The following is a 12,286-nucleotide window of genomic DNA, read 5'->3' as shown; positions in this document are numbered from 1 at the left end:
TTCACCAGATTTGAATCCTATTGAGCAGGCTTGGGCTATCTTGAAAAAGAAAGTGACAGATTTATTAAGGGAAGTCCCCAATATCTTTGAATCATTAGAGTGCTTTTTTAAAACTAAATAACTATATTAGAGAAAATAAAAAAACTCTTAAAAATAGCATGTATCAGCATTTCTAAGAGTTTTCAAGATGTAGTAAAATTACCGAAAGGGTTTGTCTACCCACTGAGATCCGTGTGGCTCTTTTTCTATCACATTTTATCTGCGAATTTCTTACTCAGCGCTTGTCCGATCAAGGCACCAAGTAAAGCACCAATGAGGACACTTGCTACAAAGAAAAGGATGGTAGTGAGATTTGGTGCAACCATGATGCGGTCGATATAGTCCTGGGATTTTCCACGAGCTACTAGAGTTGCGATATAGGCTTGAGGTGCCAACCACATGAGTAGGATGGGACCAGTGGTGCCAAAAGCAAAAACTAGGAAGGAAAGAAGGTTCTTGACCTTATCTTTGTAGTGGCCAAGATGAGCAATGCCATCTGCTGCAAGACCGCATATGATTCCTGGAAGAAAGGCACCAGCACCATGCTTGCTTCCGAGGAAAAATAGAGAAATTACAAGTCCAATCGTAGTAATCGCTCCAAAACGAGGCACTTTTTCTAAAAGGATCATATAGACGCTACCGCCCACAAGAGCAGAAAAGGCAGGGGCGTAAAACATATTTCCAGTGTGGTCGACAAGGTTTCCTAGTAGAACACCCACTCCGATACAGAGAAAGTAGACAAGGGCAGCTACAAGGGTCGTCAAGATATTCTTTTTCATAAGTTCTCCTTCGTATATCTGATGTTATTCATTGTATCATGCCTGTGGCAGATTGTAAATGCTGGTTTGGAACTAGTATTTATTAGGAAATGTGGTAAAATAGGAAAAAATAAAAGACGAGTGGTAAGAGGATGAAGAATTTAGGAAAAGTTTTTAAAGAGCTACGAGAATCAAGAAAAATTTCTTTGAGAAAAGCAACAGGTGGACGATTTTCAGCATCCTTATTGTCGCGTTTTGAAAATGGTCAGAGTGAAATATCTGCTCCAAAGTTAATCACAGCTTTGGAGAATATTCATGCGAGTATGGAAGAATTGTTATTTTTGGCGAGAGGTTTTCATCAGGATGCCTATTCTGAATTTAGAAACAGAATAGTTGAGGCTATTGACCCTCAAGATTTGACATCCTTGCGCACTCTCTACCAGAGAGAGTATCAACAACTTCCTTTTTCAAAAGATAGACAGCAACACATTCTCAATGCTATTTTAATAAAATCCTATATGAAAGCCATTGATGAGACGGTTACATTGACCGCTGAGGAAGAAAGAGTCCTACATGATTATCTATTTTCTGTCGAAATTTGGGGACACTATGAATTGTTGTTCTTTTCTTCCTGCTCTCCTCTTTTGTCGGTCCAGCTTTTTACAAAGTACACTCGAGAAATGTTGCGGAAGTCAGATTTCTTGCAAGGAGTTGGGAAAAATCGAAATATGATGCACACCTTGCTCCTCAATGCTTTTATGGCCTGTATTGAAATTGATGATTTTACCAATGCCCTCTATTTTAAAAAACAAATTGAAAAGAACTTCTTTGAAGAAAATGAAACCTATTTTCGAATAGTCTACCTCTGGGCAGAAGGTTTGCTTGATAGTAAGCAAGGAAGAGCAGAGGAAGGGCAGAGAAAGATGGAGGACGCTCTCCGTATTTTCGATATGATTGGTTGTAGCAGATCTGCTGACTATTATAGAAGCGCCATGAAGTGTTGAATATCTGCAACTAGATAAAATAACTTGAAACGATAGGACTGTGAAGATACTGATTAGCATTAGATAAATTCTATCGTTTTCGTTATCAGTTTAGTCTGTTGCATATATTCAAAAATATCTTCTCGTAAGATTCTTGATGCTATACTAGAGCTACCATAAAAGTAGTATGTGCGAAAGAGAGGAATCTATATGAAACTATTACTAAGAAATCAAGCATACAGAGTTTTGAGTTTATCACGATTTTTCAATGCTTTTGGAGCTTCCATTTTTAATTTAGTATTTGTGGTCTATGCCTCAACTTTGCCAGAGGCTTCTGTTGCTGTTGCCATGGCTAATGTTGTGATGATGCTTCCAACTCTTTTTACAGTTTTTGTGGGCATTCGGGCAGATTATACCAAGGACAAGGTCAAATGGATGACCTATGTCGGTTTATTTCAGGCGGTTTTATTTTTTCTAGCAGCCCTAGTTGTTCAGCAAGCTAGTTTCTTTGCCTTTTCGACCCTTTGCCTCATCAATGTCATTAGTGATGTAGCCAGTGATTTTGCTGGTGGCTTGCGAATGCCTCTCGATAAAGAAAAGGTAGCAGAGTCAGATCTGATGGAGGCCTATTCCTTTTCTCAGTTTATTACCTACATCTCTGCGATTGGCGGCCAAGCTTTTGGAGTTTGGCTATTAGGGGTGTCAACACAGAACTTTTCGCTCGTAGCGGGAATCAATGCTATATTTTTCCTAGTGTCAGCTCTCATTCTCTTTTTAGGAAGGGCTGAATTAAGCTTATCAACTCCACTTGGTGATAGTAAATCACTGAAAAATGAGAAACTTTCTATCAAAGATCAGTTTTTAACGATTTACCGAAACTTACGTCTCGTTTTTCTTAAAAGTGGACAGAAAAACTTTGGTTTTATGCTCTTTGCTATCTTGCTTATCAATGCTTTGGGTGGTGCCTTAGGTGGTATCTATAACATCTTCCTTTTAAATCATTCCTTACTGAATTTTTCCTACAAGGATGCATTGTTTATCTTACAATTGATTACCTTATTAGCAGTTATCATCAGTAGTCTTACGGGAAATGACTATTTTGGGAAGCAATCTTTGCCTAGATTGATGATGTGGGTCACATTAGGAGCCAGTCTAGTTGGTCTATCTAATTTGTTAAACCAAGTCTTGCTTGGGATGCTTTTCGTCTTTTTTACTATGTATATCTCTGGTAAAATTTCCCCTAAAATTAGTGCTCTGCTCATGAAAAATCTTGCTCCAGAGGTTCTCTCTCGTACCAGTAATTTTTTAGGTTTGTTGTTTACTCTATCTATACCAGTGGGGACGGCCAGTTTTTCACTGGTGGCGGTATGGGATATACAGTTGACTTGGATACTTTTCGTAGGTCTTTCTCTGATAGCTATTCTTCTGACAAGTCTCAATCTCAAAAATGAAATTTAGGTGTTCGTCTTCTTTTCAGACTGTCCCAATCCCTTCATTTATGGTAAAATAGGACTATTAAGTTATAAAGAGGATTCCCTATGAAATTACAAAAGCCAAAAGGAACGCAGGATATTTTACCTGCTGAGTCTGCCAAATGGCAGTACGTTGAAGGATTTGCGCGTGAAATCTTCAAACGCTACAACTATGCAGAAGTACGCACGCCTATTTTTGAGCACTACGAAGTTATCAGTCGTTCTGTTGGAGACACAACCGATATCGTAACCAAGGAAATGTACGATTTTTACGACAAGGGAGACCGCCATATCACTCTCCGTCCAGAGGGAACAGCACCAGTTGTTCGTTCTTATGTGGAAAATAAACTCTTCGCACCAGAAGTTCAAAAACCAAGCAAGTTCTACTACATGGGGCCAATGTTCCGCTATGAGCGTCCACAAGCAGGTCGCTTGCGCCAGTTCCACCAGATTGGTGTGGAGTGCTTTGGATCAAGTAATCCAGCCACAGATGTGGAAACGATCGCTATGGCAGCCCACTTTTTGAAAGCAATCGGTGTTCAAGGTGTCAAACTCCACCTCAACACTCTTGGAAATCCCGAAAGTCGTGCGGCCTACCGTCAAGCCTTGATTGACTATTTGACACCACTTAAGGAGACCTTGTCTAAGGATAGCCAACGTCGCTTGGAGGAAAATCCTCTCCGTGTTTTGGACTCTAAGGAAAAAGAAGACAAGGTGGCAGTAGAGAATGCGCCGTCTATCTTGGATTACCTTGATGAAGAAAGCCAAGCCCACTTTGCTGCTGTCCGTCAGATGCTGGAAAATCTTGGAGTAGATTACATCATCGATACCAATATGGTTCGTGGTTTGGACTACTACAACCACACGATTTTTGAATTCATCACTGAGATTGAGGGCAATGCCTTGACAGTCTGTGCAGGTGGTCGCTACGATGGCTTGGTTGCTTACTTTGGCGGTCCTGAGACTGCTGGTTTTGGTTTTGGACTTGGTGTAGAGCGTCTTCTTCTAGTTCTTGAAAAACAAGGTGTAGCACTACCAATCGAAAACGCCCTAGATGTTTATATCGCAGTTCTCGGTGAAGGAGCAAATCTTAAAGCCTTGGAGTTGGTACAAGCTCTTCGCCAACAAGGCTTTAAAGCAGAGCGTGATTACCTCAACCGCAAACTCAAAGCGCAATTCAAGTCAGCCGATGTTTTTGCTGCTAAGACTCTTATCACTCTTGGAGAGAGCGAGGTCGAAAGCGGACAAGTGACAGTCAAGAACAACCAAACTCGCGAAGAAGTTCAAGTTTCACTTGAAACAATCAGCCAAAACTTCTCAGAAATCTTTGCAAAATTAGGATTTTATACTCAATGAAAATCAAAGAGCAAACTAGGAAGCTAGCCGCAGACTGTACTTGAGTACGGCAAGGTGAAGCTGACGTGGTTTGAATTTGATTTTCGAAGAGTATTAATAACAGATAAACTGGTCAGGATCTTACTCCTGACCTTTTTCTTTTGCAAAATGACAAAAATCATAAACTTTTTGACAAATATGCTTGTCAAAAAGAAAAAGATGTGTTACAATATAATCAAGTTAAGAGAAAAGGAGAAAGGAACAATTATGTGGGCATTAGGATTTGTACCTCTTGTGTTTATGTTTTATCTCTATCATACCCAAAGGGTCAAGAAACTAGAGAATAAAATCAAAAGAATTGAGCAAAAACAGAAAGGAAATAAAGAAATGTCAAGATTATTAAAAGAATTGATTGGGAAAAAACCAACAATCTTTGGACAAGTTTTTGGGACAGACAATTGGGAAGTTGTAGATGTTGATGAGGAGTGGGTCAAGCTACGCCGTGTAAATAAAAAAGGAAAAGAAAAATTCAAACTACAACGCATTGAGGATATCCAAACGATTCAATTTGACGGAAAGTAGGTGTGTGACATGCAACTAAAAAATCGTCTAAAAGAGCTTCGGGCTCGCGATGGCCTTAATCAAACTGAACTGGCCAAGCTAGCAGGCGTGTCCAGGCAAACCATCAGTTTGCTAGAACGGGATGAGTACACGCCATCCATCGTCATTGCCCTGAAGATTGCTCAGATATTCCATGAGCCAGTCGAGTCGGTCTTTCGCTTAGAGGAGGATGAGTGATGAACAAGTATAAAGGGATTTATTATCTATGTATCGTTGTGTTTATTGTGAATCTTTTGGCTATGATTGGAACCCTATTTGGTTGGTTTACAATCGTCGAAAGTAAGTATCTCTTCTGGATAAATTTAGTGCTACTATTAGTCTTTAGATGGGTAGAGAAAAAAATAAAGTTTAAAGAGCTCGTAAAAGGAGAAAAGTTATGAAAGAGTTTTTAGCAGGTTTTCAAGTAGATACTGAAGACAAAGCACTTGCAGGTGTTTGTGCAGGTTTAGGAAATTATTTTAACATCCAAACCAACATCGTTCGTTTGGTGACGCTCTTCTTGTTTCTCTCTTCGACGGAGATGGGGATTATAACAGTGACCCTCTATGCTTATCTAGCAGGCTGGCTTGGGAGAGATCCTTTAGGAGAAGGGGCGAAAAAAGCAAGGAACCAAGCTATTCTCTTGTTTGCTGTTTGTTTAATTTTAGTATCACTTGGAACAGAGGGCTTGACAGCAATTTATGAATCAGGTAAAGTCTTTGGTCAGTGGTTAGTTGGATTAGTTTAGAGGGGGATGAAAATGAAAAAGAAACGTGGATTATTATTATTTTTAGCAGCTGTTGTCTTTGGAGGGTTCTTGGGCGGTTTTGTAGGGATGTTTAAGGCACGTGCCGAATCCTACGAAGTTATTTTAGATGTAAAAGTCTTGATACCCTGGATATCAGCTATTTGTTTACTGATAGGTTTCATTAGCATTCTTTTAACTTTCAATTTCTTAAAGAAAAGCAGAAAATTTCACTCCTTGTATCAAGAGGAAATGGATGATGATCTGAATGAAAGCTATTATGTGCAAATGTATCGGAATCTTGAGTTTGGAAGTATTGCTTTTAATAGTGCAAGTGTAGCGATTTTATTGGCTCTCTTCATTTCAGCAAGTGAAGTGGTTATACTAAATAGAAGCAATCTAACCTTATCTCTTTCTTTTTTGGCATTAGTGTTGACTTTTAATGCTCAAAAATATTTTTATAAAACCATTGCGATTGTTCGCCAGTTTGATATGGTATTTTTCTCTATGCCAAAGGATATCTTAGGTTATGTCAATTCTTGCGATGAAGGGGAGCGCCAGGCTAATTTGGAACAGAGTTTTCGGATTTTATTCCAATTACATCAGTATGTCTTGCCAGCTTTGTACTTTCTGATTGCTCTCTTTTCTTTACTGACAGGAGAGATTCAGTTACTAGCCTTCTTGTTTGTCGGAGCAATCCATATTTATATCAATGTGATGCAGTTACCTATGGTGAAACGTTATTTCAAATAGGAAAGATCACTGAAACTACTTAAGGTTATTGACTAGTTTAGATAGAGGTCAGAAAATGAATAATAATCGTAGATGGTTGAGAGTAGTAATGTGTATGTTAAGTGCTTTTGTAGTAGCCTTTGCCTACACTCTTAGAGGGATAGTTGAACAGATTCAAATGGAACAAGTCTTACCTACTATTTATGGAATCGCTCTTGTTATTGGAGGACTTTCCTTCGTTTTAGCCATGTATTATCTTGGTAAAAGTCGCGAAATTTATACTCTTTATCAAAGGGCGACAGAGGAAGAAGATAGTGACCAGACCTATGTAAGAGCTTATCGTTACTTGGATTATGGTTCAGTTTCTTCCAATGTTTTGATGATAGCAATGATGACTAGTGGGATCATACTGATTTCTCCGATATTTAAAAATACCTTGCTAATTCTTCCTACTCTTATTCTATTATGCTTATACATTATTGTTGCCAATTACTTGTTGCGAACTATTTTTATCGTTCGACACTATAAACTGTCTGCTTATTACACTCCAAAAGATATTTTAACCTATCTTAACAGTTATGATGAGGGAGAAAAGCAGGCAGAGATGGAGAGTGCCTTTTTAACTCTGTTTAGGCTGGATCAAATTATACTGCCATTGCTCTATATTTTACTGATAGTATTATCAGTTATTTTACGAGAAATACAAGTAGTTGCCTTAGTTCTTTTGATTATCATCCATCTTTATATAACTATCGCACAATTAAGAAAAACAAAACGTTATTTTAAATAGGAGAATCTTATGAAAACACTTAAAAACATTGGCTGGTTTGTTCTAGCTTTCTTATCATTTTTGTTTATCTACGGTTTTATTCAGGCTTTACCTCTGATTGCTCTTGGTTCAGGTGCACCTATAGTCGGTGTTCTTCCGCTTTATATTCTATTGGCAGGAGCTTTTACCTTCTTAACATACAAGTGGTATAAGACAGGAACTGTTACGATAGAAAAAACGGGCCTTAACAAATACATCTGGTTGCCTGCCTTGGTATGGGTCCTTATCATTGTTGTACAATCTTTCTTACCAAATGATCCATCTGTCAGTCAACAGACGGCAGAACAATTGACTCATAATCAACCTCTCTTCTCTTTCTTCATGATTGTTGTCTTTGCACCCCTGACAGAAGAGTTGACCTTTAGAGGTATGTTAGCTCGTTATGTCTTCCCTCAGCAGGATAACGTCAAGCAGACAGTGCTCTTTCTTCTTGTAAGTACTATCATTTTTGCACTTGTTCATTTCCCTGGAACTCCTCAACAATTTCTAGTTTATGCTTCACTTGGTTTTAGTTTGGGATTGGCTTATATTAGTAAGGGTGGTCTGGCTTATAGTATGGGATTACATGCCTTGAACAATTTAATTTCATTTGTGATGATAATGATGCTATAATAGACTCAGGAGGAAGTCATGAAACGAGTGATATTATTAGCAGTGATTCAGGCAGTTGTTCTCTTCTTCATTATTGGAGGGCTTGCCTATGCTTTTAAAGGGGATTTCTTTTATAACTATCTAGCAGTTATCTTTGCACCAATTGCAGGTATTATGCGATTTGCAACAGCCTATGCAACGGAGATTGTTCTCCCTAAAAAGGCTGCAGAGATTGCTGAAAAGCGAAAAAAATAAAGAAATACCAAGTAAAATAAGATCCAGCGAATGACTTTGCTGGATTTTTTCATTTATAGCAGGATTCTTCTCAACTTTTCTGATGATTTTCATGAAGAGCCTGCGCTTTTATGGTAAAATAGTAACAGAATAAAAGAGGAGAGAAAACATGAAACGTAGTATGTATGCTGGTCGTGTTCGTGAGGAACACATCGGACAAGAAATTACCTTGAAAGGATGGGTAGCCCGTCGTCGTGACCTTGGTGGTTTGATCTTTATCGATCTTCGTGACCGTGAAGGAATCATGCAGTTGGTTATCAACCCAGAAAAAGTATCTGCAGAGGTAATGGCAATAGCTGAAAGCATTCGTAGCGAATTTGTCATCGAGGTGACTGGTCAAGTTGCTGCACGTGAGCAAGCCAATGATAAGTTGGCGACTGGTGCAGTTGAGTTAAATGTGACGGCTCTGATAGTGCTTAATACAGCCAAAACAACACCATTTGAGATTAAGGATGGCATTGAGGCGAATGACGATACGCGTTTGCGTTACCGTTACCTTGACCTTCGTCGTCCAGAGATGTTGGAAAACCTTAAACTTCGTGCCAAGGTAACTCATTCTATCCGTAACTACTTGGATGAGTTGGAATTTATCGATGTGGAAACGCCATTCCTTTCTAAGTCAACACCAGAAGGAGCGCGTGACTATTTGGTGCCTTCTCGTGTCAATAAGGGTCATTTCTATGCCCTTCCTCAAAGTCCGCAGATTACAAAACAGTTGTTAATGAATGCGGGATTTGACCGTTACTACCAAATCGTCAAATGTTTCCGCGATGAAGATTTACGTGGAGACCGTCAACCTGAGTTTACACAGGTCGACTTGGAAACTTCATTCCTTACTGAGCAAGAAATTCAAGATATCACAGAAGGCTTGATTGCGCGCGTGATGAAGGAAACAAAAGGAATCGAAGTAAGCCTGCCATTCCCTCGTATGAAGTACGACGATGCTATGGCCCTTTATGGATCTGACAAGCCTGATACTCGTTTTGAGATGTTGCTTCAAGACTTGACAGATCTTGTCAAGGGTGTAGATTTCAAAGTCTTCTCAGAAGCACCTGCTGTTAAAGCCATTGTTGTCAAAGGGGCTGCGGACAAGTATTCACGTAAAGACATCGACAAGATGACGGAAGTAGCCAAACAGTACGGTGCCAAAGGTCTTGCTTGGGTCAAGGTAGTTGATGGAGAATTAAATGGACCAGTTGCAAAATTCTTGACTGGTATCCAAGCAGACTTGACAACAGCGCTTGGTCTTGAAGATAAAGACTTGGTTCTCTTTGTTGCTGATACACTTGAAGTGGCTAATGCAACACTTGGTGCACTTCGTGGACGTATTGCTAAAGAATTAGGCTTGATTGATCAGGATAAATTTAACTTCCTTTGGGTTGTTGACTGGCCAATGTTTGAATGGTCTGAAGAAGAGGGACGTTATATGAGCGCCCACCATCCATTTACTCTTCCTCAGGCAGATACTGCTCATGAGTTAGAGGGTGATTTGGCTAAGGTCCGTGCCATTGCCTATGATATCGTCCTAAACGGTTATGAACTTGGTGGCGGTAGCCTTCGTATCAACCAAAAAGAACTTCAAGAACGTATGTTCAAAGCTCTTGGTTTCTCAGCTGAAGAAGCAAATGACCAGTTTGGTTTCCTTTTGGAAGCTATGGACTATGGCTTCCCACCACACGGTGGTTTGGCTATCGGTCTTGACCGTTTTGTCATGTTGCTCGCTGGAGAAGAAAATATCCGTGAAGTCATCGCCTTCCCTAAGAATAATAAGGCAACTGACCCAATGACGCAAGCACCATCAACAGTAGCTCTTAAACAACTAGAGGAACTTAATCTACAAGTAGAACAAGATGAAACAAACGAAACTAACTAAAAAGTGGTACTATTATTTGCGCCGCTTTGCTTATCGAGTAAGGATTTTGCGTGTTTTACAAAGTATTTCTCGAGAAAAATACGATGAAAAAATCTCAGCTTCTCTGGTATATGGTTTTCTATCAGCAGTAGCCGTCAATTTCTTTTTCCAACCAGGGCACGTTTATTCAAGTGGTGCGACAGGTTTGGCGCAGATTATATCTGCCCTTAGTAACCACTGGTTTGGTTTTCATTTCCCGATTTCAGTAGCCTTTTATGCCATCAATATTCCTCTCATGATTTTGGCCTGGTATCAAATTGGGCATAAGTTCACGATTTTTACCTTTATCACGGTATCCATGAGCTCGCTCTTTATCCAGTTTGTGCCTGTGGTGGTCTTAACAGAGGATCCCATCATCAATGCCCTTTTTGGGGGTGTTGTCATGGGATTGGGGATCGGCTTTGCTTTACGTCATAACATCTCCAGTGGAGGAACAGACATTGTCAGCTTAACCATTCGTAAGAAGACTGGTCGTAACGTCGGAAGTATCTCTTTCTTGGTTAATGGTACAATCATGTTGATTGCAGGAGTGACCTTTGGTTGGAAATATGCCCTTTATTCCATGATTACCATCTTTGTCTCAAGTCGTGTGACAGATGCAGTTTTCACCAAGCAAAAACGCATGCAGGCCATGATTGTTACTAGCAATCCAGATGCCGTCATTGAGAAAATCCATAATAAATTGCACCGTGGAGCAACCATGATCCATGATGCTGAAGGAACTTATAATCACCAGCGTAAGGCTGTTTTGATTACGGTTATCACTCGTGCAGAGTTCAATGATTTTAAATTAATCATGAAGCAAGTTGATCCAACAGCATTTGTTTCTGTTTCAGAAAATGTTCATATCCTAGGCCGATTTGTCGAAGTCGAAAACTAAAGATTTCAGGACATCTTCAAATTCCATTAGTGATACCTTGCTCTAGTTTACTAATAGTTATTTATAACAATGAATAGAACGAAAAAACCAACTCTTGAACATATTGTCAGAGTTGGGCTTTTTTATTTTTCAACGATTTTGTGGGCAATCAACTGGCGGTAACAAATTTGTTTGTTGTTTTTAGCATCATTGATGATCTGGAGAATAGTTTCAAAGGAAACACGACCAAGCTCCAAACTATTGATATCGACATAGGCCGCCAAGTTGAGCTTGGGATTGACTGAGTCGAAGCTGAGGACAGGGACATCCAGTTGGTGTTTTGCGATGTAATCACAGACCCCTGCAGCAAGGAGACTATCAATGGTAATAATAGCGTCAATATTTGGATTGTGTTTGAAGAGAAGTCTACTAAAGCGATAACCATTATCTTCAAGAAATTCAGTAGCAAAGTAAGTCAGATTAGTATCGAGAGGAAGTTGGTGTTGTTTTAGAGCTAGCTCGTAACCTGTCAGACGGTCTAGTGTTACGAAGAGTCGCTTAGTACCTCCGATAAAGGCAATTCGCTTGCATCCTTTTTTGATGAAATACTCTGTCGCATCAAAACCAGCTTGGACATTGTCATTATCGACAAGTGGAATGAAGGGAGATAGAGATTTACCTAAGATAAGGAAAGGAAATTGCTCGTCTACTACTAACTTAACCAAAGGGTCCTCTTCTTGGGCATAGAGGAAAATCAAACCGTCTACACGCTTACCATAGACCATCTGAGAAATAGCTTTAAGACGCTCTTTGGCATCTTTACCTGTCGCAATCTGAATGGCGTAGTGGTTTTCAGAGGCGACTTGGGCGATACCACGGAGGACAGATGGGAAGAAAGGATTTTGATAGAAGGCATCTGAGTCGTCAGGAAGCACCAAGCCAATAACTTGGGTATAACTGCTTACCAAGCTACGAGCGTTGAGGTTGGGGTGGTAATTGAGCTCCTTCATAGCCTTGCGAACGCGTTTTTTTGTTTCATCGCTAATGGTTGATTTATTTTGAATAACACGGGTTACGGTTGAAGGTGAAACACCAGCAGCCTTGGCCACGTCTTTAATCGTAACAGGCATAATAATC

The 12,286-nt window shown here is 39.7% G+C and carries 15 protein-coding genes; 13 read left to right on the top strand and 2 right to left on the bottom strand.

Features of this window, described 5'->3' with window-relative positions:
- Positions 1-248: 248 nt before the first annotated feature.
- Positions 249-818: an MptD family putative ECF transporter S component gene (locus QM917_RS08370; RefSeq protein ID WP_414276409.1), complete on the bottom strand. Its 570-nt coding sequence runs from the start codon at positions 816-818 to the stop codon at positions 249-251.
- Between the two features lie 131 nt (positions 819-949).
- Between QM917_RS08370 and QM917_RS08365 the strand changes: the two genes are divergently transcribed.
- The 13 genes from QM917_RS08365 (at position 950) to QM917_RS08305 (ending at position 11,170) form a co-directional block, all read left to right on the top strand.
- On the top strand, positions 950-1,801 hold the full coding sequence (locus QM917_RS08365; protein ID WP_371559633.1) for an Rgg/GadR/MutR family transcriptional regulator: 852 nt from the start codon (positions 950-952) through the stop codon (positions 1,799-1,801).
- Between the two features lie 189 nt (positions 1,802-1,990).
- Positions 1,991-3,238: a transporter gene (locus QM917_RS08360; protein ID WP_414285454.1), complete on the top strand. Its 1,248-nt coding sequence runs from the start codon at positions 1,991-1,993 to the stop codon at positions 3,236-3,238.
- An 80-nt stretch (positions 3,239-3,318) separates the two neighbouring features.
- Positions 3,319-4,608, top strand: coding sequence for a histidine--tRNA ligase (gene hisS, locus QM917_RS08355; protein ID WP_414285453.1), 1,290 nt, complete (start codon positions 3,319-3,321; stop codon positions 4,606-4,608).
- Positions 4,609-4,704: 96 nt separating this feature from the next.
- On the top strand, positions 4,705-5,169 hold the full coding sequence (locus QM917_RS08350; RefSeq protein ID WP_414285455.1) for a hypothetical protein: 465 nt from the start codon (positions 4,705-4,707) through the stop codon (positions 5,167-5,169).
- A 9-nt stretch (positions 5,170-5,178) separates the two neighbouring features.
- Positions 5,179-5,385: a helix-turn-helix transcriptional regulator gene (locus QM917_RS08345; RefSeq protein ID WP_049508780.1), complete on the top strand. Its 207-nt coding sequence runs from the start codon at positions 5,179-5,181 to the stop codon at positions 5,383-5,385.
- A complete protein-coding gene (locus QM917_RS08340; protein WP_414276410.1) occupies positions 5,385-5,588 on the top strand; it encodes a hypothetical protein in 204 nt (67 codons plus the stop codon). The genes QM917_RS08345 and QM917_RS08340 overlap by 1 nt, the downstream gene beginning before the upstream one ends.
- A complete protein-coding gene (locus QM917_RS08335) occupies positions 5,585-5,935 on the top strand; it encodes a PspC domain-containing protein (RefSeq protein WP_414285452.1) in 351 nt (116 codons plus the stop codon). Before QM917_RS08340 ends, QM917_RS08335 begins: the two co-directional genes overlap by 4 nt.
- Positions 5,936-5,947: 12 nt before the next feature.
- Entirely contained in the window at positions 5,948-6,685 is a 738-nt protein-coding gene (locus QM917_RS08330; protein ID WP_414285451.1) for a DUF3169 family protein, read from the top strand.
- Positions 6,686-6,740: 55 nt separating this feature from the next.
- Positions 6,741-7,454: a DUF3169 family protein gene (locus QM917_RS08325; protein WP_371607919.1), complete on the top strand. Its 714-nt coding sequence runs from the start codon at positions 6,741-6,743 to the stop codon at positions 7,452-7,454.
- 9 nt (positions 7,455-7,463) lie between these two features.
- Positions 7,464-8,105, top strand: a complete 642-nt coding sequence (locus QM917_RS08320) for a lysostaphin resistance A-like protein (protein WP_414285450.1) — start codon at positions 7,464-7,466, stop codon at positions 8,103-8,105.
- Positions 8,106-8,123: 18 nt separating this feature from the next.
- The gene (locus QM917_RS08315; protein WP_049508793.1) at positions 8,124-8,339 is read left to right on the top strand and encodes a hypothetical protein; all 216 of its coding nucleotides are present in this window, start codon (positions 8,124-8,126) and stop codon (positions 8,337-8,339) included.
- Between the two features lie 148 nt (positions 8,340-8,487).
- Complete coding sequence (gene aspS / locus QM917_RS08310) at positions 8,488-10,251, top strand: aspartate--tRNA ligase (protein ID WP_414285449.1); 1,764 nt, start codon at positions 8,488-8,490, stop codon at positions 10,249-10,251.
- Complete coding sequence (locus QM917_RS08305) at positions 10,229-11,170, top strand: YitT family protein (protein ID WP_414285448.1); 942 nt, start codon at positions 10,229-10,231, stop codon at positions 11,168-11,170. The genes aspS and QM917_RS08305 overlap by 23 nt, the downstream gene beginning before the upstream one ends.
- A gap of 122 nt (positions 11,171-11,292) precedes the next feature.
- Here the strand turns inward: QM917_RS08305 and QM917_RS08300 are convergent, their stop codons facing one another.
- Complete coding sequence (locus QM917_RS08300; protein WP_311522485.1) at positions 11,293-12,279, bottom strand: LacI family DNA-binding transcriptional regulator; 987 nt, start codon at positions 12,277-12,279, stop codon at positions 11,293-11,295.
- Positions 12,280-12,286 lie beyond the last annotated feature (7 nt).

Source organism: Streptococcus infantis (genome assembly GCF_047460685.1).
GTDB classification, from domain to species: Bacteria; Bacillota; Bacilli; order Lactobacillales; family Streptococcaceae; genus Streptococcus; species Streptococcus infantis_AD.
This window is presented reverse-complemented; position numbering and strand designations above follow the sequence as displayed.